Origin of the sequence: Streptomyces sp. NBC_00459 (assembly GCF_036013955.1) — a bacterium.
Classification (GTDB): domain Bacteria; phylum Actinomycetota; class Actinomycetes; order Streptomycetales; family Streptomycetaceae; genus Streptomyces.
Window position 1 is genome coordinate 6,415,959 of record NZ_CP107903.1, and the last position, 25,572, is coordinate 6,441,530.

At 69.9% G+C, this 25,572-nt stretch carries 22 protein-coding genes; 9 read left to right on the plus strand and 13 right to left on the minus strand.

The annotated features are described in order from the left end of the window. Positions 1-71: 71 nt before the first annotated feature. Both OHN74_RS28410 and OHN74_RS28415 read left to right on the plus strand, forming a co-directional pair. Positions 72-785, plus strand: a complete 714-nt coding sequence (locus OHN74_RS28410; RefSeq protein ID WP_327697420.1) for a transglycosylase SLT domain-containing protein — start codon at positions 72-74, stop codon at positions 783-785. A 170-nt stretch (positions 786-955) separates the two neighbouring features. Beyond that, positions 956-2,392 (plus strand): AI-2E family transporter, encoded by a 1,437-nt coding sequence (locus tag OHN74_RS28415; protein ID WP_327697421.1) that lies wholly within the window; start codon positions 956-958, stop codon positions 2,390-2,392. A 22-nt stretch (positions 2,393-2,414) separates the two neighbouring features. On the opposite strand, the gene OHN74_RS28420 is transcribed toward OHN74_RS28415, so the two are convergent. After that, positions 2,415-3,353 carry a M56 family metallopeptidase gene (locus tag OHN74_RS28420; protein ID WP_327697422.1) on the minus strand — a complete coding sequence of 313 codons (939 nt, stop codon included), beginning with the start codon at positions 3,351-3,353 and terminating at the stop codon, positions 2,415-2,417. A 155-nt stretch (positions 3,354-3,508) separates the two neighbouring features. Continuing rightward, a complete protein-coding gene (locus OHN74_RS28425; protein ID WP_327697423.1) occupies positions 3,509-4,042 on the minus strand; it encodes an alkyl hydroperoxide reductase in 534 nt (177 codons plus the stop codon). Positions 4,043-4,134: 92 nt separating this feature from the next. Between OHN74_RS28425 and OHN74_RS28430 the strand changes: the two genes are divergently transcribed. The 4 genes from OHN74_RS28430 (at position 4,135) to OHN74_RS28445 (ending at position 7,282) form a co-directional block, all read left to right on the plus strand. Then, the gene (locus OHN74_RS28430; protein WP_327697424.1) at positions 4,135-5,088 is read left to right on the plus strand and encodes a hydrogen peroxide-inducible genes activator; all 954 of its coding nucleotides are present in this window, start codon (positions 4,135-4,137) and stop codon (positions 5,086-5,088) included. A 193-nt stretch (positions 5,089-5,281) separates the two neighbouring features. After that, entirely contained in the window at positions 5,282-6,346 is a 1,065-nt protein-coding gene (locus OHN74_RS28435) for a MarR family transcriptional regulator (RefSeq protein ID WP_327697425.1), read from the plus strand. 100 nt (positions 6,347-6,446) lie between these two features. Further along, positions 6,447-6,845 carry a roadblock/LC7 domain-containing protein gene (locus OHN74_RS28440; protein ID WP_327697426.1) on the plus strand — a complete coding sequence of 133 codons (399 nt, stop codon included), beginning with the start codon at positions 6,447-6,449 and terminating at the stop codon, positions 6,843-6,845. Between the two features lie 8 nt (positions 6,846-6,853). Then, entirely contained in the window at positions 6,854-7,282 is a 429-nt protein-coding gene (locus tag OHN74_RS28445; protein WP_327697427.1) for a hypothetical protein, read from the plus strand. Positions 7,283-7,393: 111 nt separating this feature from the next. Here the strand turns inward: OHN74_RS28445 and OHN74_RS28450 are convergent, their stop codons facing one another. The 5 genes from OHN74_RS28450 to OHN74_RS28470 form a co-directional block, all read right to left on the minus strand. Further along, positions 7,394-9,724: an ABC transporter permease gene (locus OHN74_RS28450; RefSeq protein ID WP_327697428.1), complete on the minus strand. Its 2,331-nt coding sequence runs from the start codon at positions 9,722-9,724 to the stop codon at positions 7,394-7,396. Next, positions 9,721-10,410: an ABC transporter ATP-binding protein gene (locus OHN74_RS28455; protein WP_327700314.1), complete on the minus strand. Its 690-nt coding sequence runs from the start codon at positions 10,408-10,410 to the stop codon at positions 9,721-9,723. Before OHN74_RS28455 ends, OHN74_RS28450 begins: the two co-directional genes overlap by 4 nt. A gap of 8 nt (positions 10,411-10,418) precedes the next feature. After that, entirely contained in the window at positions 10,419-10,946 is a 528-nt protein-coding gene (locus OHN74_RS28460) for a PadR family transcriptional regulator (RefSeq protein WP_327697429.1), read from the minus strand. A 162-nt stretch (positions 10,947-11,108) separates the two neighbouring features. Then, positions 11,109-11,387 (minus strand): hypothetical protein, encoded by a 279-nt coding sequence (locus tag OHN74_RS28465; RefSeq protein WP_327697430.1) that lies wholly within the window; start codon positions 11,385-11,387, stop codon positions 11,109-11,111. After that, a complete protein-coding gene (locus OHN74_RS28470; RefSeq protein ID WP_327697431.1) occupies positions 11,384-12,331 on the minus strand; it encodes an SPFH domain-containing protein in 948 nt (315 codons plus the stop codon). The genes OHN74_RS28465 and OHN74_RS28470 overlap by 4 nt, the downstream gene beginning before the upstream one ends. A gap of 273 nt (positions 12,332-12,604) precedes the next feature. Between OHN74_RS28470 and OHN74_RS28475 the strand changes: the two genes are divergently transcribed. Beyond that, positions 12,605-15,046: a transglycosylase domain-containing protein gene (locus tag OHN74_RS28475; protein WP_327697432.1), complete on the plus strand. Its 2,442-nt coding sequence runs from the start codon at positions 12,605-12,607 to the stop codon at positions 15,044-15,046. Positions 15,047-15,137: 91 nt separating this feature from the next. Here the strand turns inward: OHN74_RS28475 and OHN74_RS28480 are convergent, their stop codons facing one another. From OHN74_RS28480 to OHN74_RS28500, 5 genes are all read right to left on the minus strand, one after another. Further along, positions 15,138-17,192 carry a SpoIIE family protein phosphatase gene (locus OHN74_RS28480; protein ID WP_443060464.1) on the minus strand — a complete coding sequence of 685 codons (2,055 nt, stop codon included), beginning with the start codon at positions 17,190-17,192 and terminating at the stop codon, positions 15,138-15,140. Between the two features lie 568 nt (positions 17,193-17,760). Next, the gene (gene fomD / locus OHN74_RS28485) at positions 17,761-18,453 is read right to left on the minus strand and encodes a cytidylyl-2-hydroxypropylphosphonate hydrolase (protein ID WP_327697434.1); all 693 of its coding nucleotides are present in this window, start codon (positions 18,451-18,453) and stop codon (positions 17,761-17,763) included. A 73-nt stretch (positions 18,454-18,526) separates the two neighbouring features. Continuing rightward, positions 18,527-19,912 carry a class II fumarate hydratase gene (locus OHN74_RS28490; protein ID WP_327697435.1) on the minus strand — a complete coding sequence of 462 codons (1,386 nt, stop codon included), beginning with the start codon at positions 19,910-19,912 and terminating at the stop codon, positions 18,527-18,529. 54 nt (positions 19,913-19,966) lie between these two features. Further along, positions 19,967-20,941, minus strand: a complete 975-nt coding sequence (locus tag OHN74_RS28495; RefSeq protein ID WP_327697436.1) for a hypothetical protein — start codon at positions 20,939-20,941, stop codon at positions 19,967-19,969. 98 nt (positions 20,942-21,039) lie between these two features. Next, positions 21,040-22,713, minus strand: a complete 1,674-nt coding sequence (locus tag OHN74_RS28500) for a fumarate hydratase (protein ID WP_327697437.1) — start codon at positions 22,711-22,713, stop codon at positions 21,040-21,042. 180 nt (positions 22,714-22,893) lie between these two features. Here OHN74_RS28500 and OHN74_RS28505 point away from each other — a divergent pair, with 180 nt between their 5' ends. Both OHN74_RS28505 and OHN74_RS28510 read left to right on the plus strand, forming a co-directional pair. Next, positions 22,894-23,592, plus strand: a complete 699-nt coding sequence (locus OHN74_RS28505; RefSeq protein WP_327697438.1) for a DUF1707 SHOCT-like domain-containing protein — start codon at positions 22,894-22,896, stop codon at positions 23,590-23,592. A 288-nt stretch (positions 23,593-23,880) separates the two neighbouring features. Next, complete coding sequence (locus OHN74_RS28510) at positions 23,881-24,252, plus strand: WhiB family transcriptional regulator (RefSeq protein ID WP_327697439.1); 372 nt, start codon at positions 23,881-23,883, stop codon at positions 24,250-24,252. A gap of 220 nt (positions 24,253-24,472) precedes the next feature. On the opposite strand, the gene glpX is transcribed toward OHN74_RS28510, so the two are convergent. After that, positions 24,473-25,507 carry a class II fructose-bisphosphatase gene (gene glpX / locus OHN74_RS28515; RefSeq protein WP_327697440.1) on the minus strand — a complete coding sequence of 345 codons (1,035 nt, stop codon included), beginning with the start codon at positions 25,505-25,507 and terminating at the stop codon, positions 24,473-24,475. Positions 25,508-25,572: the final 65 nt, after the last annotated feature.

Consider the following 25,572-nt stretch of genomic DNA (forward strand, 5'->3'; position numbering starts at 1 on the left):
CGTGACCGTGCAGTTGGGAGGCCAGTGTCTTGGGGGCAAGATTGCGTCCGCCAGGGTCACCGAAGCGGGCGATGCTGGAAGGAAACCGTGTGAGCCGGATTTCGGTCCGGGGACTCGCAGTGGCCTCGGCCACCGCGGTCACCGCTGTCGGCGCAGTTACAGGTGTGGCCTCGGGTAGCACCGGGACCCCCAACGACGCCGAGGCCCTGGTAGGCGACACCACGCTGCTCACGGACATTCCCGTGGGTTCCCAGGCCGAGGTGCAGACCGCGTCCCTGACGCAGCAGGCCGACATCCAGGCCATCGCCGCCGACGCCACCGCCAAGAAGGACGCCGAGGAGTCTGCCCGCAAGCAGGCTGCCAAGGACGCGGTGGCCAAGCAGAAGGCCGCCGAGAAGGCGGAGGCCGAGGCCAAGGCGCGCAAGGAAGCGGAAGAGGCCGCCAGCCGTTCCGCGACGCGTGACGCGTCCAGCTTCCCGCAGCAGGCCTCGTACACGATCGCCGAAGTCCAGGAGATGGCGCGCCAGATCGTCCCGGCGGACCAGTTCCAGTGCTTCAGCAACATCGTGGACCACGAGTCCAGCTGGAACTACCAGGCGGACAACCCGAGTTCCGACGCGTTCGGTCTCGTGCAGGCGCTTCCGGGCTCCAAGATGTCCTCGGCGGGCGCCGACTGGGCGACGAACCCGGCCACCCAGATCAAGTGGGGCCTGAGCTACATGGACGGCCGCTACGGCAGCCCGTGCGGCGCGTGGAACTTCTGGCAGGCCAACAACTGGTACTGAGCGGTTCCGCGACTACCGCGCTCAGTCGTCTCAACCTTTCCGAGCCCCTCACCGTCCTTCGGTGAGGGGCTTCGGCCATGTACGGTCGGCTGTGGACCGCTGCTCCCGAGGCTCCGGAGGCTTTGGGGAGAAGGATGGGCAGAGGGAGATACGGGGGACGAGGGCGCATCATGTCGCGAGTGCCGCAGTGGCTCGGCCGGGTCGGCGTCCGGCTCACCGAGGTGGGTGAGCGGTTGGACGCGCGCCGGGCCGAGGTGGAGAAGGAGCACGCGGACGACGCGGACTCGCCGTACGACCCTCCGAACCCGCCCGACACCTCAGCGCCCGAGCACCGGCACGGGTACGAGGAGACGGAACAACCCCTCCGCGCGCCTACCACCACCACCCCGACGGGCCCTGGCGCGCTCGCCGTCCGGCCCGAGCCCGCCTCCGTCGTCCCCTGGGGCGTACGGGTCGCGGCCGAGGCCGGCTGGCGGCTGCTGGTGCTCGCGGGCACGCTCTGGGTGCTGATGCGGGTCATCAGCGCGGTCCAACTCGTCGTCTTCGCCTTCGTGGTGGCGCTGCTCATCACCGCGCTGCTCCAGCCCGCCGTCGCCCGCCTCACCCGGTGGGGCATGCCGCGCGGGCCCGCGACAGCGCTCACCGCGATCCTGGGGTTCGTCGTGATGGGGCTGATCGGCTGGTTCGTGACCTGGCAGGTCATCGAGAACACCGACCAGCTCTCCGACCAGGTCCAGGACGGCATCGACGAACTGCGCAACTGGCTGCTCAACAGCCCCTTCCACGTCACCGACAAGCAGATCAACAAGATCGCCGAGAACCTGCGCGACGCGATCGGCGCCAACACGGACCAGATCACGTCGGTGGGCCTGGAGGGCGTCACGGTCATCGTCGAGGCGCTGACCGGCATACTGCTCGCCGCCTTCTCGACGCTCTTCCTGCTCTACGACGGCAAGCGCATCTGGGAGTGGACGCTGAAGCTGGTTCCGGCGGCGGCCCGTCCCGGTGTCGCCGGCGCCGGTCCGCGCGCGTGGCGCACGCTGACGGCGTACGTTCGCGGCACGGTGATAGTGGCTCTGATCGACGCCATCTTCATCGGCCTAGGCATCTACTTCCTCGATGTGCCGATGGCCGTCCCGCTGGCCGTGTTCATCTTCCTGTTCTCCTTCATCCCGCTGGTCGGCGCGGTCGCCTCGGGAGCCCTGGCGGTGGTGGTGGCGCTGGTGACCCAGGGCGTCTTCACGGCGGTGCTGGTGGTCGCGGTGGTGCTTGCCGTGCAGCAGATCGAGGGGCACGTCCTCCAGCCGTTCATCCTGGGCCGGGCCGTCCGGGTCCACCCGCTGGCGGTGGTGCTGTCCGTGGCGGCGGGCGGCATGGTGGCGGGGATCGGCGGCGCGGTCGTCGCCGTACCGCTGGTCGCGGTGACCAACACGGTCGTCGGCTATCTGCGCGTGTACTCCCAGGCCTACAGCAACGCGACGGACGCGCTGCGCCACTCCCCGCGGCCGCACGGAGCCACAGCGGTGGACATTGCCCTGACCAAAGCCCAGCAGGTTGCCGCGCAGCCTGAGCAGGCGGCGAAGCCGCCGTCCGACCCGTCTGCCTAGGCTGCCGGTCGGCTGTGGCTGGTCAGCTGAGTACCTTCAGGGCCGGGCTCAGCGCGATCAGCAGCGGGATCAGTGGGGCCAGGGCCGCGGCCAGGAGAGTGGCCGCGCGGTAGGGGGCGTCCAGGCGGGGTGGGGGTGCGAGGAGGCGTTCGACGCGGTCGCCGAGCTGGCCGCGGGTGCAGGCGCAGGACAACACGCCCCGGTGCCGGTTGAGTTCGATCAGGGCGACCGCGGTGGTGCGGTGGCCGCAGCGCCGGGACGCGGTGTCGTCGGCGGCCAGTTCGACCAGACGGTACGTCTGGTCCCGGAAGTGCGCGAAGACCGGGACACGCGGGAAGCCGGTGGCCAGCGCCTGCGAGAGATGCAGCAGCCAGTCGTGGCGGGCGCGGGCATGACCGAGTTCATGGGCGAGTACGGCGTCCAGCTCGTGGTCGGACAGCCGACGCAACGCGCCGGTGGTGACGACGAGTTGGGGTGTCGGCCCGGGCAGCAGCCAGGCGTCGGGATACTCGTCCTCCAGGACCAGCAGCGGCCCCTCGGCGGCCGGGAAACCGGCGGGCAGGTCCGGCGCGCGCTCCCGTAGATGGACGCGCCGCAGCCGGCGCCGTCTGTGTGCCTCGGCGAGTTCCCGGGCGAGCATGGCGACCGTCCAGGCCGCCCCGCAGGCCAGCAGTAGCGTCAGTACGGTGAGCCAGACCGGCGGCTGTCCCAGGTCGTAGGCGGCGGTCACCGAGGGCGGCGCCGGCGCGAACGCGTGGGCCCGGACGGTCCCGAACGCGGCCGTCGTGCCCAGCAGCAGCGCGGCGAGACAGCACACCAGCACGGTGGCGACCAGGCACTGCCACACCCACAGCCCCAGCACCGGCTCCCGGTCGGGCCAGCCGGCCCGGGTCAGCACACGCGGCAGGACAGCGGCGGCGGTCAGGGCGACGACGGCCATCAGCACCAGGGCGACTGTCATTGCGGGTGGCTCCCTCAGTCGGAGAAGGACGGTCCTCGCGGCCGGGACGACGAAGGCGGCGACGAACGGAGTGAGGGTCCGCCCATTGTCGGACGTACCGCCTGCCGAGTCCAGTCGCCCGCCCCCCGGCGACACGCGGCTGCCCGGCGCGGCGCCTACTCCGCGAGGATCGCCTCCGCGTCCAGCGTCGTGCCGACGGCCTGGACGACCGCCGCGATCCTGAACGCCTCCTGCACCGTCTCCCGGTCGACGCCCGCCCCACGCAGCACCCGCTCGTGGGCGTCGAGACAGGCGCCGCAGCCGTTGATCGCCGACACCGCCACCGACCACAGCTCGACGTCGGTCCGCCCGACACCCGGGTCTCCGAGCACGTTCGCCCGCAGACCGGCGCGCAGCTGCCCGTACTCCGGGTCGGAGAGCAGATGGCGGGTGCGGTGGAAGACGTTGCTCATCGCCATCACGGCGGCGGTGGAGCGGGCAGCCGTGTACGCCTCCGGGGAGAGGCGCGCCCTGGCCTCCGGACCGAGCTCGCGCAGCACAAGCGGCGAGCGGGAAGCGATCGCGCACACCAGCACGGTGCCCCACAGCTGCTGCCGGGTGAGCCCGGAGCCGTCGACGACCTTCCCCAGGTTGACGCGCAGATCGGCCGCGTAGTCCGGCAGTGCGGACTTCAGTTCCGCGAGGCCCATACCCACTCACCGCCATTGATCAGGGGAATCGATACACTCGGTCGTGTTGATCAGTGAAACTTATCAGTCAGAGGGAATGAGTGAGTGTGGGCATGGCCGCCGCCAGGAACACCGACGGGCGCCGCCGGCCCAGTCTCGCCCAGCTGCGCGCCTTCGTCGCCGTCGCCGAGCACCTGCACTTCCGGGACGCCGCCGCCGCGATCGGCATGAGCCAGCCCGCGCTCTCGGGTGCCGTCTCCGCGCTGGAGGAGGCCCTCGGCGTCACCCTGGTGGAGCGCACCACCCGCAGGGTGCTGTTGTCGCCCGCCGGTGAGCGGCTCGCCGTACGGGCCCGGGCCGTGCTGGAGTCGGTCGCCGCGCTGATGGAGGAGGCCGAGGCCGTGCGCGCGCCCTTCACCGGGACGCTGCGGCTCGGTGTGATCCCCACCGCCGCGCCCTACCTCCTGCCCACCGTCCTGCGCCTCGTCCACGACCGCTACCCGGACCTCGACCTCCAGGTCCACGAGGAGCAGACCGCGGGCCTCCTCGACGGACTGACCACCGGCCGTCTCGACCTGCTCCTGATCGCCGTCCCGGCCGGGATGCCCGGCATCCTCGAACTCCCCCTCTTCGACGAGGACTTCGTGCTCGTCACGCCCCTCGATCACCCCCTCGGCGGGCATACGGACATCCCGCGCGAGGCGCTGCGCGAGCTCGACCTGCTCCTTCTGGACGAAGGGCACTGTCTGCGCGACCAGGCGCTCGACATCTGCCGGGAGGCCGGGCGCGCGGACGCCCCCGTCACCACCACGGCCGCCGGTCTGTCCACCCTCGTCCAGCTCGTGGCCGGCGGCCTCGGCGTGACGCTGCTGCCGCACACGGCCGTCGACGTCGAGGCGGGTCGCAGCGACCGGCTCCGCACCGGCCGCTTCGCCGCCCCGGCCCCGACCCGCCGGATCGGCCTCGCGATGCGCGCGGGCGCCGTGCGGGGCGCGGAGTACGAGGAACTGGCGGCGGCCCTGCGGGAGGCGCTGCGGCCGTTGCCCGTACGGGTGTGGGGCGACTGAACAGATGGCCTGAACAGGTGACGTTTCGATCAAATGAGCGTCGAACAAGGACCGTTGAACGGCGAGAGAATTCAACTTCCGTCAGGTGGGAAGACCCCGGTCTGAATATGCGCCCGGACTGATACACATACCCCCTCGGTGCTACGCGTCAGGCGTATGTGCGAAATGCCATTGGGCAGGGCCAAGGGGAGTGATGTCGGTCATCCGCGATTCCGTACCCACATCAGCCCCGGATCCCGACTCCATATCCACGCGGGGCGCCTCCCCGGATTCCCTCGGCCGGATCGGCTACGACCTGCTGCTGAACGCCCTCGCCGAGTGCGGGCGCGAGGAGTTCACCGGGGCGCTGCGCGCGACCGGCAGCCCCGGCGGGACCTTCCATCTCCGGCGCGGACTCGTCGTCGGCGCGGAGAGCCCGGGCGCCCCGGGCCCGGAGGCGCTGCTCCTGCGCTCCCGCCGGATCAGCGGTGAGGAGTGGGCCGAGCTGGTGCGTGAGGCCGGGGGAGCGCGCTGGCCGGGCGCGGAACTGATCAGGTACGGGTACGCGGGCGCCGCCCAGCTGCGGGTCGTCTGCATGATGGCGTTACGGGACGCCGTCTTCGCGGTCGTCGCGGGCCGGGTGGACGCCTGTGAGCGCGACCCCGGGGCCGAGCCGCTCGCCCCCGTCCCGGTGGGCGAGGGGCCGATCCGACTCCTCCAGGACGCCAACCGCAAACTGGCCGCCCTCGCCGCCCTGCCCCACCCGGTACGCCCGAACCGTGAGCGCCCGAGCCCGAGTTCGGCGCCGGTCGTGGTGGGCGAGGGGCAGCTCACCCCCGTACAGCAGGAGTTGCTGGCCCAGGCCGACGGTCGCCGGACCGCCCGTGACCTCGCGTTCCGGACCGGCCGGGGGGTGTACACGGTGACGGTCGAGCTGGCGCGGATGCTCGGTGCCGGGCTTCTGGAGTGCGTCGAGGGGGCCGCGCCGCTCCCGGTCGTACGGGTGCCGGAGGTGGGGCTGCGGCAGCGCAGGCCGCCTTCGCCGCCGCCACCCCCGCCGCCCCCGTACGTCGATCCCGCCGTCGTCACCGCGCTTGCCGCCGTCCTCGCCCCCGACGCGCAACCGCTGCCTCGGCCGGCGTCGCCGTCGCAGGCATCCGCCCCCGCACTGCCCCGCCGCGACCCCGGCGCCAGTGGCATCACCGAATCTCTCGCCCCCGAAAAGCGCGGGACGAGCTGGAAAGGGTTCTTTCGCATGAGGAACGGAACCGCCAAATAAGTCCCGACAGAACCTCACGGACTCATGGACGCTCATGGAATGCCATGGAAACCAGTAGAACCCGTAGAAACTCATAGGAATTCATAGGGGAGTTGAGTACATGGACCACAAAGCGCTGGCCATGGAAATGCGCGACCTGCGCGAAAAGGTGGACGGAATCACCGACACGGCGATCGCCGCGACCGACGGACTGCTCATAGCGGCGGACACCGCCGCGTCGATCGACCCCGAGAGTCTCGCCGCCATCGCCGCCGCGGGACTCGGCCTCGCCCGCCGGGCGGCCCAGGCGACCGGCCGGGGCACCCTGCGCCGGACGGTCACCTACGGCAGCCAGGGCTGCGCCGCGTTCTACGCCGTCGGGGACACCGCGCTGATGGTCGTGCTCGGCGACGAGGGCGTCGACGTGGACCGGCTGCACCGTGCGACCCAGCCGGCGCTGCGCCGTATCGGCTCGATCCTCACCGCGACGGAATCAGCCGTGGCGACCGAAGGAGTGTGAAGGAAAGGATGGGGACGAAACGCATGACCACAGGTTTCTCCGACCAGGTCATGAGCCTGGTCAAGGCGCTCCGTACCGATGCCCCCGAGTGTGTCGCGTCGGGGGTGGTCGACATGTCCACCGGGATGCTGCTCTCGTACGAGACGGTCGACAACCATCCGCCGGAGGTGCTCGACCTGCTGGCCGGTGCGACCCTCGACCTGTTCCAGGGCCGTACGGTCGTGATGATCGAGGACGTGTTCAAGGAACGGCGGGGCGTCCAGAGCGACCAGCACTTCTTCCAGGAGGTTCTCGTCAACAGCGAGAACCTCACCCACCTGTTCGTGCGGCTCAACGAGCAGCAGGACGTCGTCGCCGTGGTCGTCTGCCGCAAGGCGGTCAACGTCGGCATGCTCTTCGCCCAGGTGCGGCGGGTGGTCAAGGAGTACAGCCTCTGAACAGCTGAACAGCCGCTGAGCGGAAGAACGCGGACGGGCCCCTCCCCAGGAAACCGAGGTCCTGGGGAAGGGCCCGTGTGGTGAACGGGCGGTGGGCGGGCGCGGGAGGCGCTACTCCGTACGCAGGCCCTCCGGCCGCATCAGCCGCAGCAGCGGCGGCAGACTCAGCACCGTCACCAGCAGTGCGACGCCGGCGCCGATGCCGGTCATCGCCAACACGGCGGCCCAGTCGACGCCGATCGACCTGCTCGTCATCTTCAGCAGGACGACGCCCAGGGTCAGTCCCACCGCCGACGACAGGACGAGCCCCAGTCCGATCGGGATCACCGTCTGCCACAGCACCGACAGGCTCAGGGTGCGCCGCCGGGTGCCGAAGGCGACCAGCGACGACAGCAGCTTCCGGCGCTCGCGAAGCTGCTCGAGCTGGGAGACCAACAGGCTCACCCCGATCAGCAGCAGGACACAGGTGGCGCCGACGAACAGGCCGGTGCGGATCGAGTTGAACTGCTTGGTGCGGTTGCTCGACGTCCAGGTGTAGGGCCCCGTGAGGGGGTCGATCCGCGCCGCCGTGTTGCGGACCAGGTCGGGGGTGTCCGCCACCTCGGGGTCGAGGCCGATGAAGATCTGTCCGGCGGCCTCCGCGACGGTCTCCCTGGGCATGGCGCCCGGAGTGGCCAGGATGCCGCCGCGCTCGGTCCCGGACGGGTCCTCGCGCACGCCGGCCTGCTTGAGGCCTGCCGGTACCGTCCAGGCGACCGACGGCTTCGTGGTCCGGGTGGAGGTCGGGCTGATCCACAACTCCCGGCCCGGCTTGACCAGTCGGGGCGTCTCCGTGTCGTACTCGGCGCCTCGCACGGTGAAGACGTCGCCGTCGCGGCACGAGGGCAGATGGCCCACCTCACGCAGTGTCGCGCAGTCGCCGATGGTCACCTCGACGTAGCTTTCCGGGGACTTGGCCTTCTCGCCGGCCGAGGCGAAGGAGATCAGGGTGATCTTCCGTACGCCCTTGGTGCCGGTGAGTTCCCGGGCCGCCGAGGCCGGCGAGACGTTGTCGGGAACGCTGAACTCCATCTGGGCCCGGTCGAGGTGCTGGTCCGACGCGGTCGTGTAGGCGCCGGAGACCCCGGCGAAGAATATCTGCAGCGCGATCGCACCTGCCACCGCCACCGCGATGCCGTTCACCATGCGGGCCGCCGTACCGCTGCTCAACTGGAGCCGCCGGACGGCCAGTTGCCAGGAGAGCCCGCCGGAGCCGAGCCGGGCGACCACTGCCTCGACAACCCAGGGCAGGAGCGTGGTGACCCCGATGAGCAGCAACGAGACACCGATGATGACAAGGACGTCGTTGAACTGCCCGGCGCTGTCGCCCTGCCCGATCATGGGGGAGAGCGCCGCGACCCCGCCCAGCGGCAGCAGCAGCCGCCACCACAGCCGACGGCGCGGGGGCCGGGCCGTACGCACCACGCCGAGCGGCTCGATCACCACACCGCGCAGCGCGAACAGGGTGACCAGCACGGCGGCCAACGGCACGGCGACCGCGACCAGGACGGCCAGCGCGGGCGCCGGATTCAGGTCACTGGGGAACACGCTCATGTCGAGGACGGCGATGTAGCCCGCGGCCTGACGGCCGATCAGGAAGAAGACGCTGCCGAAGCCGAGCCCGACCGTGGCACCCGCGAACGCCTCGCCCGCGGCGATCCGCCGGGTCATCCCGCCGTCGGCGCCTACCAGCCGCAGCGCGGCCAGCCGCCGGTCGCGCCGCTCACCGCCGAACCGTACGGCCGTGGCGATGAAGACGCCGACCGGCATCAGCAGCACCACGAAGACGACGAGGGTGAGCAGGATCAGGATGGGGTCCATCCCCTCGGACGACGGATGCAGAACCCCGAACCGGTTGATCCGCGTCACCTCACCGACGTCGAAGTGCTTTTCGAGGCCCTCGCCGCCCCGGTAGAAGGAGAGTTCGGCCGGGCCGAGGAGCCCGGTGTCGCCGATGGTGCCGACGATCCGGTCCGACAGCCGTTCCCGCAGCAACTTGCCCTCGCCGGACTTCAGCAGCCGTTCGAGAGCGGGCGAGACGTACATCTCCCCGACTGCGGGAAAACCGTCGAGCCCCGGCGGCAGGGGTGCTCGTGCCCCCTCGGGTTCCAGCTCCCGTCCGTATACGTCGTCCGTGCGGAAGATCGTGTCGACGCGCGCGACGATCAGCGTGTTGTCGGCCTTCGGCATCTGCTTGTCGACGTACATGATGGTCGTCCGGGAGCTCCCGCGTTCGCTCCGGGCCGACAGGGCGCTCGGGATGGCGGTCGTCAGCAGCAGCAGCGCCACCCCGAGCCCGACCCCGACGGCCGTCAGCAGAACCCGTCCCCAGCCCTCGCGCCCGCCCGTGAAGGCGAACCGGACCCCCATGCCCAGGTCCCTGGTCGACTGACGCACGCTCATACGACGCGCTCCATGTCCCGCGACTTCCCGTCCCGTACGACGATCTCGCGGTCCGAGTAGGCGGCCACCCGTGCCTCGTGCGTGACGAGCACGACGGCGGCGTTGGTCGACCGGGCCGCCTCGGTGAGCAGCTCCATCACGCGCTCGCCGTTGAGCGAGTCGAGGGCGCCGGTGGGCTCGTCGGCGAACAGCACCCGGGGGCTGGTGACCAACGCCCGTGCGACAGCGACCCGTTGACCCTGCCCGCCGGACACCTCGCCGGGCCGCTTGCCCTTGAGGTCGTCGACCTCCAGCCGCTCCATCCAGGACAGAGCGGTCCGCTCGGCCTCCTTGCGTGAGGTCCCGTTGAGTCGGAGCGGGAGCGCCACGTTCTCCACGCAGGTGAGCTCCGGCACGAGCTGCCCGAACTGGAACACGAACCCGAACTCGGTGCGCCGCAGCTGACTGCGCTGCGCGTCGCTCATGCCGGCCATCTCACGTCCGTTGTACGTGATGGACCCCGAGTCGGGCGGCACGATCCCGGCGAGACAGTGCAGCAGGGTCGACTTGCCGGACCCGGACGGGCCCATCACGGCGACGACCTCGCCGGGATGGATCGAGAACTCGGCGCCGTCGAGCGCGTTGGTCGGACCGTAGGCCTTGCGCAGTTCGCTCGCGACGAGCAGGGAACCGGGAGGAGCCGTCATCGGAGCGGTCATCGGGCTGTCACCGCCAGAGCGAGCTTGTCGAGACGCGCGGCGGTCAGCTCCAGCCAGCGCAGATCGGCTTCGAGGTGGAACAGGGCGTGATCGCAGATCAGCTGGTCGGCGAGGTCGCCCTTGCGCTTGCGGTCGGTCAGGATGCGCATCATCCGCAGATGCTCGGAGCGCTGCGTGTCGAGGATGTCGCCGGCGTCGCGGTGGGTGAGCAGCGCGAGGACGACCTTGATGTAGAGAGTCGACTGCAGATAGGGCTCGGGCTTCTCGGGCGTCGCGAGCCACTGCTGTACGTCGGTGATGCCGGCGTCGGTGATCGCGTACCGCTTGCGCTCGGGCCCTTCGCCGGCCTCGATCCCGTCGACCTCGACGAGGCCGTTCTTCAGCAGCCGGGACATCGTCGAGTAGACCTGTCCGTAGTGCAGCGGGCGATCCTGACCGAATTTCTCGTCGAAGGCCCGCTTCAGGTCGTAACCGTGTCGGGGGCCGGACTCCAGGAGTCCCAGAAGAGTGTGACCGATGGACATGGGGAGGACTATACGCACGGGGTATACGTGACATGTATACCCACCATGTATAGATGACGTGAGTGCGCAGGTGGGAGCCCATTGTCACGGTTCTGTCACCGGGCATGGCTCCATGCCGGACGGGCGTGAATCAGCCCGTCCGGCGTTCGAGGACGAGGCCCTTCAGGCCGACGGGGGTCTGGGGGCGGAGCCCCCGGGGGGACGGCCGCGGCGCGGGATGGGACCCGCCTCCCCGGGCAGCCGACCCGCCTCCGCCAGCGCCCGCCGCAACACGAACTCGATCTGCGCGTTGGCCGAGCGCAGCTCGTCGCCCGCCCACCGGGCCAGTGCCTCGTACACGGCAGGGTCCAGCCGCAGCAGCACCTGCTTGCGCTGCTGCTGCGGCCGACGCGCGGCACGCTCGGGTTCTTCGGCCGTCGAACCCCCGGAGGGAATGCTCACTGGTAGAGGGACCCCGTGTTCACGACCGGCTGCGCCGCACGGTCGCCGCACAGCACCACCAACAGGTTCGACACCATCGCCGCCTTCCGTTCGGAGTCCAGCTCCACGATGTCCTGCTCGGTGATCCGGGCGAGCGCGGCCTCGACCATCCCCACCGCGCCGTCGACGATCAGCCGCCGCGCCGCGACGACCGCCCCCGCCTGCTGCCGCTGGAGCATCGCCGAGGCGATCTCGGGAGCGTACGCGAGGTGGGTGAAGCGGGACTCGATGATGTGGACGCCGGCCGCCGCCACGCGCGCGTGCAGCTCGACGGCCAGCTTCTCGGTGATCTCCTCGGCGTTGCCGCGCAGCGAGAGCCCGTCCTCGTCATGGGCGTCGTACGGGTACTCGATGGCGATGTGCCGGACGGCGGCCTCGGTCTGGGTGGCCACGAACTCCACGTAGCTGTCCACCTCGAACGTCGCCTGCGCGGTGTCCTTGACCTTCCACACCACGACCGCCGCGAGCTCGATCGGGTTGCCGTAGGCGTCGTTGACCTTGAGGACGGCGGTTTCGTGGTTGCGGACCCGGGTCGAGATCTTGGTGCGAGAGGTGAGCGGGTTCACCCAGCGCAGTCCGTCCTGCCGGATCGTCCCCCGGTACCGCCCGAAGAGCTGGACCACCCGGGCCTCACCGGGTGCCACCGTGTTCAGACCGCACATGGCGATGAAGGAGGAGAGGCCGACCAGGATGCCGGGGACGATCAGCGCGGCCTTGGCCTCGCCGCCGGAGACGGTCGTCGCGCCGACGATCATGCCGACGCCGAGCGCGAGTCCGACCAGCCCCAGCAGCAGGGCGAGCCCGCCCCCGATGCTGTGGGCCGGGAACTCCCGGACCTGTGGATCGGGCATGTCGGGCAGATCGACATCGGGGTCGGCGGTCGGAGCGGAGTCGTGTGCGGTCATGGATGGTGCCCCCGTTTCGTGGCTGTTGTGGCCGTCGTGGTCGTCGCGGCTGTCTCGGTGAGAGCCTAGCAACTTTCTAGCTAAGTGATATCACTTTAGCGGGTCCGGCAACCTTCCGCGGCCCCCAGTGGTCGGTTCCAGTGGGGCGGGTGCTGATTGTCACGTACGGAAAAGAGGGGATCGAAAGCTCGTCGTCTTATCCGCCGGTGTTAGTTTTCTGAGCTGACCTGAGCCATGAACCTGTGCGAAGAAGGAAGCGGAGCGAAGCGACCCATGGGACGAGCGGACGAGAGACGAGCGCGGCAGCATCGCGGTGGCCGCCGCGCGGCGCCCAAGCGCTCCTCCAGAGATGTGTCGACCGAGACCGGAACCGGAGCTGAGACCGGTACCGAGGGCGGGACGGTAACCGCGACCCAGCCCGCGCCCGCGACCCCGGGCAGGGCGGCGAGCAGGGCGGCGGCGCGCGGCAAGAGCGCCAAGAAGGGCAAGGAAGGTAAGAGTTTCCTGCGTCGGCTCTTCACCTGGAAGAAGGTCCTCGGGGCGTTCTTCGGCTTCCTGCTGCTCGGTATGGGCGCCTTCGTCGTGCTGTATCTGATGATCGGCGTTCCCGTGGGCAACGCCGCCGCGGTGAAGCAGAGCAACATCTACAAGTACGGCGACGGCTCCGTCCTCGCCCGCACCGGCACGGTCAACCGCGAGATCGTGGATCTGAGCGAGGTACCCAAGAAGGTCCAGCTGACCTTTGTCGCCGCCGAGAACAAGTCCTTCTACAAGGATTCCGGCGTCGACCTCAAGGGCACCGCCCGCGGTCTGATCAACACGCTGTCCGGCAAGGGCAAGCAGGGCGGTTCGACGATCACCCAGCAGTACGTGAAGAACTACTACCTGGAGCAGGACCAGACCATCACGCGCAAGCTGAAGGAACTGGTCATCTCGCTGAAGGTGGACCAGCAGAAGACCAAGGACTACATCCTCGCCGGCTACATCAACACCAACTACTACGGCCGCGACTCCTACGGCATCCAGGCCGCCGCCCAGGCCTACTACCGCGTCGACGCCAAGAAGCTCACCGTCGAGCAGGGCGCGTACCTCGCCGCGCTGCTCCAGGCGCCGAGCCAGTACGACTGGGCCGTCGCCTCCCCCACCGGCAAGAAGCTGGTCACCGCCCGCTGGAACTACGTACTCGACAACATGGTCGGGGAGGGCTGGCTCGACAAGTCCGAGCGTGACGCCATGAAGTTCCCGGTGCCGAAGGAGCCGAAGGGTGCCCCGGGGCTGGAGGGCCAGACCGGCTACCTCGTCGACGCCGCCAAGGCCGAGCTCGCCAGGCAACTCGTCGCGGACGGCACGGCGGACGACACCAACAGCGCGAACGCGCTGGTCGACAAGGGCGGCTGGACGATCACGCTCAACATCGACCGGAAGAAGCAGACCGCGCTGGAGGCGGCCGTCAAGGGCCAGCTCACCAGCAAGCTCGACGCGAAGAAGCGCAAGGTCGACGGCAACGTCCAGGCCGGTGCCGCGTCCGTCGACCCGAAGACCGGGCGGGTGCTCGCGCTGTACGGCGGCACCGACTTCTTCAAGCACTACATCAGCAACGCGACCAGACGCGACTACCAGCCCGCGTCCACCTTCAAGCCGATCATCCTCGCGGCGGCCATGGAGGAGAAGGCGCGTACGCAGGACGGCGATCTGATCACCCCGGACACCAAGTACGACGGCACGAGCGGCCGGCAGGTCGTGGACGACGGCAACAAGGTCGGCTTCGGCCCGCCGAACGAGGACGACGCGGACTACGGCGACGTCACCGTCCAGACCGCGATGAACAAGTCGATCAACTCGGTGTTCGCGCAGATGGGCGTCGACGTCGGGATGTCCGAGGTCATGAAGGTCGCGGACGAACTCGGCCTGGACACCGAGGGGTTGCAGGCGGTGCCCGCGCAGACCCTCGGCACGATGGGCGCGAGCCCACTGGAGATGGCCGCCGTCTACGCCACTCTCGACAACCACGGCCGCAAGGTCACCCCGGCCGTCATCAAGTCGGCCGAACACAAGGACCGTACGGTCGAGTTCGACTCCCCGATCGGGGAGCAGGTCATCACCCGCGAGGCCGCCGACGCGGTCACGTCGGTGCTGACGGGCGTGGTCGACGACGGTACGGCCAAGGTCTCGGTGGCCCAGGCGAAGAACCGCAAGGGCCAGCAGGTGGCCGGCAAGACGGGTACGTCCGACGAGAACAAGTCGGCCTGGTTCACCGGCTACACGCCCGGTCTGGTCACCTCGGTCGGTCTGTTCGGCGAGGACACGAAGGCCAACAAGCAGGTCTCGCTGACGGGCGCCACGGGCCTCATCCAGGCGGGCGGCGGCCGGATCAACGGCGGTGGCTACCCGGCGAAGATCTGGGCGGAGTACACCTTCGGCGCGATGGGCAAGGTGACCAAGTTCGACCTGGACACCACCCTGGGCGCGGGTGTGAAGCCCACGGCGACCCCGTCGGTGACGCCCTCGGTGACCCCGTCGGTGACGCCGTCCGTGACCCCGTCGGTGACGCCTTCGGTGACCCCGTCCGTGACGCCCTCCGTCACGCCGTCCGTGACCCCGTCGGTGACGCCCTCGGTGACCCCGTCCGTGACCCCGACGACCCCGGCGGCGACCCCGACGGGCGGTTCGGGGGGCATCACCCTGGATCCGCCGGAGCCGGACGACAGCCAGTAGCGGGCAGACAGACAGGCAGTACGTACGAGAGGGGGCTCCCGGTGATCACCGGGAGCCCCCTCTCGTACAGGTCGTACCTACGCGCGACCCCTCACGTCCGGTTCAGCTCGAACCAGACCACCTTCCCCGTGCTCAGCCGGGTCGCGCCCCAGCGCCGGGCCAGCCGGTTGACGAGATACAGCCCTCGCCCGCCCTCGTCCGTGGCCCGCGCCTGCCGCAGCCGCGGCAGCTGCGGCACGTCGTCACCGACCTCGCAGCGCAGTACGTCGGTGCGCAGCAGCCGGAGGGTGATCGGCTTGGACGCGTAACGCACCGCGTTCGTCACGACCTCGCTGACCAGCAGCTCCACCGAGTCCGTCAGGTCCTCCAGGCCCCACCGGGACAGCGCGCGCCGGGCGAGCCGACGGGCCCGGCCGGGCGCCGCGTCCTCCGGGTCCAGGTACCAGTACGCGACATCGCTCGGCGCGATGCCGTCGAAGCGGGCGGCGAGCAGCGCGATGTCGTCGTCCCGGTCGCCCGGGCCGAGCATGTCGAGGACCTCGTCGCACAGCGCTTCGAGGGGCGGCGGATGGTCGGGCCCGGTCAGCTGGGCGGTCGCGGCGAGCTTCTCGCGCAGCTGCTCTATCCCGGTCCAGACGTCGCGCAGCCGGGACTCGACGAGCCCGTCCGTGTAGAGGAAGAGGGTGGCACCGGCGGGCGCGTCCAGTTCCACGGCCTCGAAGTCGACACCGCCGACCCCGATGGGCGCGCCGGACGGCACCTTCAGTACCTCGGCCCGGCCGCCCAGGTGCAGCAGGACGGGCGGCGGATGGCCGGCGTTGGCGATGGTGATCCGGTGGGATACCGGGTCGTACACCGCGTACAGGCAGGTCGCCATGCGGTCCGTACCGAGCCGCTGGGCCTGTTCGTCGAGGTGGTGCAGGACCTCCTGCGGGGGCAGGTCGAGCCCGGCGAGGGTCTGCGCGGTCGTCCGTAGCTGGCCCATGATGGCCGCGCTGGTCATGGAGTGGCCCATGACGTCGCCGACGACGAGCGCGACCCGGCTGCCGGGCAGCGGGATGGCGTCGTACCAGTCACCGCCGACGCGGGCGGTCTCGGCGGCGGGCAGGTACCGGGACGCCAGCCGTACGCCCGTCGGGCGCGGCAGGGTCTCCGGCAGCATCGTGCGCTGCAACTCGTCGGCGATGTAGGCCTCGCGGCCGTACAGCACCGCCTTGTCGATGCCGAGGGCGCTGTGGGTGGCGAGCTGGGCGGCCACGAGGAGGTCGTCCGTCTCGAACGGGATGCGCTCAGGGCGGCGCAGGAACAGCGCGGCCCCGATGACCCGGCGCCGGCCGCGCAGCGGGGCGAGGATCGCCCGCTGTCCGTCCGGCACCTCCAGGTCGCAGGCCTCGCCGAGCAGTTCGGGCAGGGCCGCGCGGGCGGCGGGCGCGTCCGCGAAGACGGGCCGGACGCCGCGCAGCACCTCGGCGAGCGCGCCGCCGGGACGCACCTCGCACAGTTCGGCGCTGACCGGGGACAGCTCGGGCGGCTGCGGGGGGACGGCGGAGGTGGCCAGGAAGCCGTTCTCGGTGTCCCGGTCCTGCGGCAGCCGGTCGGTGCGGCGCAGCCGCAGCACCAGCGGGCCGGTGGGCCGCTCGTCGCCGACCGGCAGCGGATCGCGCAGATAGACGAGGATCGTGTCGGAGAACGTCGGCACGGTCGCCCGGCACAGCCCCATCACGATCTCGTCGAGGTCGATGCCCCGCGCGATACGCCGGGTCGCGGCGCCGACGAACCGCAGCCGGTCGCCGTCCCGCCGCATCGGCAGGGGAGTGCCGGCGGGGTTGCCCTGCCCGGAACGCCGCTCCTTGCCCGCGAGGGCGCTCGCATCCGGGTCGACGCCGTCGGCGGGGCCGTTCGGGCTCGCGTGGTTCTCCGTGGCGTGGTGCTCCGTCGTGTGGTTCTCCGTGCCCGGGCGGGCCGTCTCGGCGCCCGGCTGGACCGGGATGCTGTCCGGCACCGGACGCGGACGGTGTGCGTCGGGCTCGGTCGAGGACGGCTGGTCGGGCTGCGAGTGCTCGGGCCCGGGGGTGGCCGGGGGACCGGTGGGGTTGGGGCCGGTGGAGCCGGACGTACCGGTACCAGTACCCGAGCTGGATGCCATCGCTCCTGTTCCCGCCTCTGTTCCCGCTGTGCCCGCGTCGTGCGCGGCTCTACCGGCGCCACCGACGGTCTCGGGGCTCTCGGAGCCTGTCACGGGGCAGGGGGCGGCCTCCAGTCCACCGGCGGCCCCTCCCTGCCCTGTCGTCTGCTTCGGCAGAGGCTGAGCAGCCGCCGCCTCCGGGGAACGCAGAAGCGCCCCGCGGGTGTCCGCGGGGATGTCCGGCCGGCCGGTGCCCGGCCGACTGCGCTCGTGCGAGGTGGGTTGCTCCGTCACGCGTGTCGAATCCATCCGTCCGGGGCTGCGCGCTGTACACGCAGTTGGTCCCGCCGACTTCCCGATACCCGGAATACGTGCCCCAGGAACGAAAAACCGGCGTGGTCAGAGGTTGTTCCTGGTGCACCGGCAGGCCCTGTTCGGCCCGGACCGGTGCTGCCCTCGTACCCCTCGCTCACGTCCTGCCGCCCCTCGGTGACGTATGGTCAGGCCCGGCGCATTTTCCGGCAGTTACGGTTGTGCGCCCTTGCGGAGGACGATCCTACGGTTGTGCACCGGGGGCGCATCAAGGGTCTCATGACGACATGTGCGCGGGCGTACGGTCCCAGTCCTCCGGCAGAGACGGTACAGCCCACGAGGGATCCGGGCGCCAGTGCTGCCAGCCATCCGCGAACGGCGCCCCCCAGGCATGGATGACCTCCACGGCCGAACGCCCCGCTTCCCTTACCCGTTCGGCGAGTTGGGCGTCCATCAGCCCGGCCTGCTGGGCCTGCGCGAACTCGTCCTCGTCGCGCCATTCCCAAGTCCGGTCGGGATTCACGGTGATGTCGAGGAAATGGTCCTCGGAGTCGACCCCGCCGGCCCAACGGGCAAGAGGCTCCTCCAGGTTCACGTACCAGTTCTTGAACTGCCAGCCCGGTTCCCAGAAGAGCCACACCGACCAGGGCTCGGAGGGCCGCGCCAGCTTCAGCACCCCGGTGCCGAACCAGCGGTCGCGCTGCACGGTCCGGGGCTTGGTGTACCGCGATTCCAGCGGCTCCACATGCACGGGCGTACCGTCGGCGAGCACGGGCTTGACGCACTCGGTGCCGGGGGCCATCCACACGGCGAGCACCTCGGGATCGTCCCGTACGACGGTGACGGGACGCACGATGTGGAAGCGCTCGCCGGAGTTCTCGCGGTACCGCCAAAGGATCTGACTCCCGGCGGACCAGTACGCCGCCGATCCGCCCGCTTCCACTCGTCTCACCGCTCCGTCGTCTGTCATGGAGAGATATTAGGTGCCCCGGGCATACGACGCTGCGGTGCGCGTCACGGTTCTCGCCAGTGGCTCGATGACGTTACGGGCGCGTCATCCGCAGGACATCAAGCGCCGTGTCGAGCTGCTCGACGGTGAGATCGCCGCGCTCCACATACCCCGATTCCAGGACGACTTGGCGAATCGTCTTCTTCTCGGCGAGCGACTTCTTGGCCACCTTGGCCGCTTCCTCGTACCCGATGTACTTGTTCAGCGGAGTGACGACGGAGGGCGAGGACTCGGCGTACTCACGCGCCCGCTCCCGATGGGCGACGATCCCGTCGACGGTCCGATCGGCGAGCAGCCGGGAGACGTTGGCGAGCAGCCGCACGGACTCAAGGACATTCTTCGCGATCACGGGCAGCATGACATTGAGCTCGAAGTTCCCGGCGGCACCGGCGGTGGTGACGGTGACGTCGTTGCCGATGACCTGTGCGGCGACCATGAGCACGGCCTCGGGAATCACGGGATTGACCTTGCCGGGCATGATGGACGACCCCGGCTGAAGATCGGGCAGGCTGATCTCGGCGAGCCCGGTCCGGGGCCCGGAGGCCATCCACCGAAGATCGTTCGCGATCTTGGTCAGCCCGACGGCGATGGTCCGCAGCTGCCCGCTCGTCTCGACGATCCCGTCCCGCGCGCCCTGCGCCTCGAAATGGTCGCGAGCCTCGGTGAGGGGCAACCCGGTGGTACGGGCGACCTCTTCGATCACCGCGGCCGAGAACCCGGGCGGCGTGTTGATCCCGGTCCCGACGGCGGTGCCGCCGAGGGGCAGCTCGGCGAGCCGGGGCAGGGAGGCACGGAGCCGCTCGACGCCGTAGCGCACCTGGGCGGCGTACCCCCCGAACTCCTGTCCGAGCGTCACGGGCGTGGCGTCCATGAGATGCGTACGCCCCGACTTCACGACGTCGGCGAACTCCTCGGACTTGCGGGTGAGGGCGTCGGCGAGGTGGTCGAGGGCGGGGATCAGGTCACGGGTGACGGCGGCGGTGGCGGCGATGTGGATGGAGGAGGGGAACACGTCGTTGGAGGACTGAGACGCGTTGACATGATCATTGGGGTGTACGTCCCTCCCCAACCGCTCACTCGCAAGGGTGGCGATGACTTCGTTGGCGTTCATGTTGGAGGAGGTGCCGGACCCGGTCTGGAAGACGTCGACCGGGAAGTGCTCGTCCCAGTCCCCGGCGGCGACCTGGTCGGCGGCCTCCTGAATCGCCCCGGCGATGTCCTTGTCGATGACCCCGAGCTGAGCGTTGACCTTGGCGGCGGCGCCCTTGATCCGGGCGAGGGCCTCGATGTGAGCCCGCTCGATACGTTGCCCGGAGACGGGGAAGTTCTCGACGGCACGCTGGGTCTGGGCCCGCCACTTGGCGTGGGCGGGGACGCGGATGTCGCCCATGGAGTCGTGTTCGATGCGGTATTCGCTCATGCCGGGTACAGCGATCGGGACATCGCAGATGTTCCGGCCCGTGCGCCGAACGCCTCAGCAGGCCGGGTCGCCCTGGGCCGAGACCGTGCATTCGGTCACGAGGGGATCTCTAGGGCTCACCTCGAACATCTGCTCGCTGTGCTCGGCGATGCCGTGGACGGTGAAGTCCTTGCCGTTGTTCGTGATCTCCTGGGTGTGGGTGCCCTCGGAATCGACATAGGTGGCCTCGAACGACTTCCAGGTGCAGTCCTGCGTCCCGGAGGTGACCGCGATCCGCAGCCCGCCCGGGGTCGCCCCGTTGCCGAGGTCGATCTTGCGGTGGGCGAAGAACGGCTTCCCGAGGTTCTCCTCCGAGATGGCGAGCGCGACGGGATCGGGGCGCGTCAGGTCGAAGAGCATGCCCTCGTAGCCGCTGCCCCCCTGCCCCACGAAGTCGATGGCCGCGACAGCCCGAGCCGGAGTGCATCTCAGACCCTTGACACGCAGGTCGTTGACGACGAGGCCGGCTTGCCGGTCGCTGAGAAGATCCACCAGCCAGGCTTCCGAGTAAGCGGGAGAGGAGCCCTTCATGGCAGCGGGACGGACGGCCGCGTAAAAGACGTCCCGCCCGTGGCGGGCCTTCATGAAGGACCACAGGTTGCCGATGTCCGCCACGCCCATGCCGAGCAGCGTGCGCTTTTCCTCGGTGGAGAACGGCTTGTCGAAGAGAGTCGCGTCGGGGTCGCCGGGGTCCCACGCGTCCGCCCGCACGGAGGCCGTGAACGCCGGACCCGCATGATCGATCTTGTCGTCGGCCTCGCTCGCGACCTGTGCGTCGTGCTCGGCGAACAACCAGTCGGCGCTCCTGGCCCCGAGGGCAGCCAGGACCGTGAGCACCGTCCCGCAGGCCAGGCTGACGGCGATCCGCCGGTTGCGGGCCCGCCGCTCCAGCCCGGCCGCCTCGGGCACGACGGTGGCGATGACATCGTCCGCGAGGGAGGACGACGCCACGGGTTGCCGCTCGGGCGGCGGTGTGTCGGTTTCGGACATGAGGCGGGCCCACCAGAATTCGAGAGACCGTGACGAAAAGGGAGTTGATGCTACGTCACGGACCTCGCCGCAGGTGGGCCCGCCTTGGAAGAGCCGGGTTACGCCAGCCCAGGCCCCCGCACCGGAATCGACGTGAACGTGGGCGCCGGCGCCGGATCCTGGAAGAAGTCGTTGCCCTTGTCGTCGACCACGATGAACGCCGGGAAGTCCTCGACCTCGATCTTCCACACCGCCTCCATCCCCAGCTCCTCGTACTCGACGACCTCGACCTTCTTGATGCAGTCCTGGGCGAGCCGAGCCGCCGGGCCGCCGATCGAGCCGAGATAGAAGCCGCCGTGCGCGTCACACGCGTTGGTGACCTGCGCCGACCGGTTCCCCTTGGCCAGCATCACCTTCGACCCGCCCGCCGCCTGGAACTGCTCCACGTACGAGTCCATACGACCGGCCGTCGTCGGCCCGAAGGAGCCGGACGCGTACCCCTCCGGCGTCTTCGCCGGCCCCGCGTAGTACACCGGGTGGTCCTTCAGGTACTGCGGCATCTCCTCACCCGCGTCCAGCCGCTCCTTGATCTTGGCGTGCGCGATGTCACGCGCCACGACCAGCGGACCGGACAACGACAGCCGCGTCTTCACCGGGTACTTGGTCAGCTCGGCGAGGATGTCGTCCATCGGCTGGTTGAGGTCGATCCTGACCACGTCGCTCTCACCCGACTCGTCCAGGTGCTCGTCCGTCGTCTCCGGCAGGAACCGCGCCGGGTCGGTCTCCAACTGCTCAAGGAAGACCCCCTCCGCCGTGATCTTCGCGACGGCCTGCCGGTCGGCGGAGCAGGACACGGCGATGGCGACGGGGCACGAGGCGCCGTGCCTCGGCAGCCGCACCACGCGCACGTCGTGGCAGAAGTACTTGCCGCCGAACTGCGCCCCGATCCCGATCCTCTGCGTCAGCTCGAAGACCTTCTCCTCCAGCTCCTTGTCCCGGAAGCCGTGTCCGAGCGGCGAACCCTCGGCCGGGATCTCGTCCAGGTAGTGCGCGGAGGCGTACTTGGCGGTCTTGAGCGCGTACTCGGCACTCGTGCCGCCGACCACGATCGCCAGGTGGTACGGCGGACAGGCGGCCGTGCCCAGCGAACGGATCTTCTCCTCCAGGAACTTCATCATGGAGGCCTCGTTCAGGACGGCCTTCGTCTCCTGGTAGAGGAACGACTTGTTGGCCGAGCCGCCGCCCTTGGCCATGAACAGGAACTTGTAGGCGCCCCCGTCGGTGGCGTACAGCTCGATCTGGGCCGGCAGGTTGGAGCCGGTGTTCTTCTCCTCCCACATGGTGAGGGGAGCCATCTGCGAGTAGCGCAGGTTCAGGTTCAGATACGCGTCGTAGATGCCCTGGGACAGGGCTGCCTCGTCACCGCCCGTCGTCAGGACGTTCTGCCCGCGCTTGCCCATGACGATGGCCGTACCGGTGTCCTGGCACATGGGCAGCACGCCCGCCGCCGCGATGTTGGCGTTCTTCAGCAGGTCCAGCGCCACGAACTTGTCGTTGCCCGACGCCTCGGGGTCGTCGATGATCCGCCGCAGCTGGGCCAGGTGGGCCGGCCGCAGATAGTGCTGGATGTCATGGATGGCCTCGGCGGCGAGCTTGCGCAGCGCCTCCGGCTCGACCTTGAGGAACGTGCGCCCGTCGGCCTCGAAGGTGGAGACACCCTCGGAGGTCACCAGCCGGTACGGGGTGGTGTCCTCTCCCATGGGGAGCAGATCGGTGTACGCGAACTCAGGCATCTCGCCCATTCCTCACTCGACGAAGACAGTGGCCGGCCTTCATCGGCGGGCGCCCACCAGGGTATGACCTGCCGGCGAGGGGAAGCTTGTTAGGTAGGACTCAGTTGAGAAGGGGGCAGCTCGAACGAGGTTCCTCCACACCCCTAGTCGCGATCTATCGCGTTTGGGTACGCTGCTGTCGTGGACCTTCAGAAGCAGACCGAACCGCGCGCGTCCGAACTCCGCGCCTCGGACGCCGACCGTGACCGCGTCGCGGATCTCCTGCGCGAGGCGCTGGCCGAGGGCCGCCTCACGCCCGACGAGCACTCCGAGCGCGTCGAGGGGGTGCTGAGCGCCAAGACGGTCGGCGAACTGGAGGTCTTCGTACGGGACCTGCCCGCCGGTCACCGGTCCCACGCGCCCCGGGCCGCGGCGTGGGGATACACGCCCGCGCCCAACCGCCCCACCCCGGGCGCGATCCCGCTCGACCCCGACGACAACGTGGTGGCGGTCTTCAGTGCCGCCGTCCGCAAGGGCCGCTGGCGCGCGGGTCGCCGTATCCACGCGTACGCGATCTTCGGCAGCGTCGAGATCGACCTCAGTGAGGCGATATTCGAGTACCAGCAGGTCGTGATCAAGGCGATCTCGGTCTTCGGCAACGTCGAGATCCGCGTCCCGGAGAACGTCTCGTTGCGCGGCACCGGCGGCGGTGTGCTCGGCAACTTCGAGGTGAGCACGCTGGATTCGGGCGATCCCGACGCACCCGTGGTCTATGTGGACGGACTGGCCATACTCGGAAATGTCGAGGCGAAACCCAAGCGTGGCAAGGTGATCGGGGACATCCTCGACCTCGTCTCCCGCAAGGTCGACAGGAGTTTGCGCAAGCACCTGGACCGTTGACGGTTGTGAATTCGGTCGCACCCGAAGCGATTCGGTCAGGTCACGACGCCCCGACAATGCCCTGGAACCCCAGCGGTTGGGAACTCAGTGCATAGGCGCGCGCACAGCGGGTAGGGCTTGCTGCATCGTCTCTTGGAGGGTGCCGTGGGCTTCACGCGGAACCCGGTACGCCCGGCAAGCGCGCGCCTTGCGATCGCATGCTCCGGACGCTCCGGAACCGTCGCCCCGGCCCACGTGGGCCCCACGGCTCCCTCCAGCTCGCGAAGAAGCCGTCGTCAGGAGTAGACCGTGCTGCAACCGCCGCATTCGTCCCTGCAGGTCGCCGCCGTTCCGCCCCAGCGGGTGCCGGAGCGGGAGAGGGACCAGGACGCCCCGTGGCACACCGAGGCGGTGTGCCGGCGCGACGAGGCGGGTCTCTTCTTCGCCCCATCGAAGGAACCGACCGCGGCCAGGCTCTCCCGGGAGCAGGCGGCCAAGCGGGTGTGCGGCGGCTGTCCCGTCATGGTGGAGTGCCGTGAACACGCGCTGCTGCAACCCGAGCCGTACGGCGTCTGGGGCGGCCTCACCGCCGCCGAGCGCCGTGTGGTCCTGGCCAGGCGCCGCCGCCGCGAAATGGAACTCAAGAAGGCCGCCCACGGCACGATAGCCGCGGCGGGCTGACCCCAGCGGGTCATGACCGAGGGCGCCCTCCCGCACAGAGGGCGCCCCCTTCGGCCGTTGGGATTTTCGTCGCGGGAATCAGACGCGAGCGTGCTGACAGGCGCTCACCGGGGCGCCCCTCAGGGGCGCGGGGCTGTGTCGATCTGCGGCTCCGCCGCGTCGGCGCGACCAGCCACGGTGCACCCGCACCCACCCACAACCCGAAGTCCCCACCCCGGACTTACTTGGCGCGATCAAAGTCGATCGCGCTGTAAGCCCTCAGCTTGCTGAGCCTGTGCTCGGACGAGATCTGCCGGACCGTCCCCGACTTCGACCGCATCACGATCGACTCCGTCGTCGCCGTCTCCGACCGGTAGCGAACCCCGCGCAGCAGCTCACCGTCGGTGATCCCGGTCGCGACGAAGAACACGTTCTCACCGGAGACCAGGTCGTCGGTCGTGAGCACGCGGTCGAGATCGTGCCCCGCGTCCACCGCCCGCTGCCGCTCCTCGTCGTCCTTCGGCCACAGCTTGCCCTGGATGGTGCCGCCGAGGCACTTCACGGCACAGGCCGAGATGATGCCCTCGGGCGTACCGCCGATGCCCAGCAGCAGATCGACGCCGGTGCCCTCGCGCAGGGCGAGGATCGAACCGGCGACATCGCCGTCGGAGATCAGCTTCATGCGGGCGCCGGTCTCCCGGATCTCCTTGATGATGCCGACGTGGCGCGGCCGGTCGAGGATGACGACGGTGACGTCCTCGGGCGTGACCCGCTTCGCCTTGGCGACCCGGCGGATGTTCACGGAGACGGGCGCGTTGATGTCGACGAAGTCGGCGGCGTCCGGACCGGTGACCAGCTTGTCCATGTAGAAGACGGCGGACGGGTCGAACATCGACCCGCGGTCGGCCGCGGCGAGGACGGCGATGGCGTTCGTCATGCCGTTGGCGGTGAGCGTCGTACCGTCGATCGGGTCGACGGCGATGTCGCACTCGGGCCCGGTTCCGTCGCCGACCTGCTCTCCGTTGAAGAGCATGGGCGCCTCGTCCTTCTCACCCTCACCGATGACGACGACGCCGTTCATCGAGACGGTCGAGACGAGGGTCCGCATGGCGCGCACCGCGGCACCATCGGCGCCGTTCTTGTCACCGCGGCCGACCCAGCGGCCCGCGGCCATCGCGGCGGCCTCGGTCACCCGGACGAGTTCCAGGGCGAGGTTGCGGTCGGGAGCTTCGGAGGGGACTTCGAGTTCGGACGGCAGATGATGATGCTCGGTCATCGAGACGCACCTTTCTGATACGGCGACGGCCGGATGAGGGTGTTGGCCCCGACTCTATCGTTAGG

Excerpts from the sequence above, each read along its gene's own strand:
- OHN74_RS28440 (WP_327697426.1), top strand. The coding sequence starts at position 6,447 with ATGGACCACAAAGCGCTGGCCATGGAAATGCGCGACCTGCGCGAAAAG.
- OHN74_RS28470 (WP_327697431.1), bottom strand. The coding sequence starts at position 12,331 with ATGACCGCACACGACTCCGCTCCGACCGCCGACCCCGATGTCGATCTG.
- OHN74_RS28495 (WP_327697436.1), bottom strand. The coding sequence starts at position 20,941 with ATGTCCGAAACCGACACACCGCCGCCCGAGCGGCAACCCGTGGCGTCG.
- glpX (WP_327697440.1), bottom strand. The coding sequence starts at position 25,507 with ATGACCGAGCATCATCATCTGCCGTCCGAACTCGAAGTCCCCTCCGAA.
- OHN74_RS28420 (WP_327697422.1), bottom strand. The coding sequence starts at position 3,353 with ATGACAGTCGCCCTGGTGCTGATGGCCGTCGTCGCCCTGACCGCCGCC.
- OHN74_RS28430 (WP_327697424.1), top strand. The coding sequence starts at position 4,135 with ATGGCCGCCGCCAGGAACACCGACGGGCGCCGCCGGCCCAGTCTCGCC.
- OHN74_RS28435 (WP_327697425.1), top strand. The coding sequence starts at position 5,282 with ATGTCGGTCATCCGCGATTCCGTACCCACATCAGCCCCGGATCCCGAC.
- OHN74_RS28480 (WP_443060464.1), bottom strand. The coding sequence starts at position 17,192 with ATGGCATCCAGCTCGGGTACTGGTACCGGTACGTCCGGCTCCACCGGC.
- OHN74_RS28415 (WP_327697421.1), top strand. The coding sequence starts at position 956 with ATGTCGCGAGTGCCGCAGTGGCTCGGCCGGGTCGGCGTCCGGCTCACC.
- OHN74_RS28455 (WP_327700314.1), bottom strand. The coding sequence starts at position 10,410 with ATGACGGCTCCTCCCGGTTCCCTGCTCGTCGCGAGCGAACTGCGCAAG.
- OHN74_RS28450 (WP_327697428.1), bottom strand. The coding sequence starts at position 9,724 with ATGAGCGTGCGTCAGTCGACCAGGGACCTGGGCATGGGGGTCCGGTTC.
- fomD (WP_327697434.1), bottom strand. The coding sequence starts at position 18,453 with ATGACAGACGACGGAGCGGTGAGACGAGTGGAAGCGGGCGGATCGGCG.
- OHN74_RS28490 (WP_327697435.1), bottom strand. The coding sequence starts at position 19,912 with ATGAGCGAATACCGCATCGAACACGACTCCATGGGCGACATCCGCGTC.
- OHN74_RS28475 (WP_327697432.1), top strand. The coding sequence starts at position 12,605 with ATGGGACGAGCGGACGAGAGACGAGCGCGGCAGCATCGCGGTGGCCGC.
- OHN74_RS28445 (WP_327697427.1), top strand. The coding sequence starts at position 6,854 with ATGGGGACGAAACGCATGACCACAGGTTTCTCCGACCAGGTCATGAGC.
- OHN74_RS28460 (WP_327697429.1), bottom strand. The coding sequence starts at position 10,946 with ATGTCCATCGGTCACACTCTTCTGGGACTCCTGGAGTCCGGCCCCCGA.
- OHN74_RS28425 (WP_327697423.1), bottom strand. The coding sequence starts at position 4,042 with ATGGGCCTCGCGGAACTGAAGTCCGCACTGCCGGACTACGCGGCCGAT.
- OHN74_RS28500 (WP_327697437.1), bottom strand. The coding sequence starts at position 22,713 with ATGCCTGAGTTCGCGTACACCGATCTGCTCCCCATGGGAGAGGACACC.
- OHN74_RS28410 (WP_327697420.1), top strand. The coding sequence starts at position 72 with ATGCTGGAAGGAAACCGTGTGAGCCGGATTTCGGTCCGGGGACTCGCA.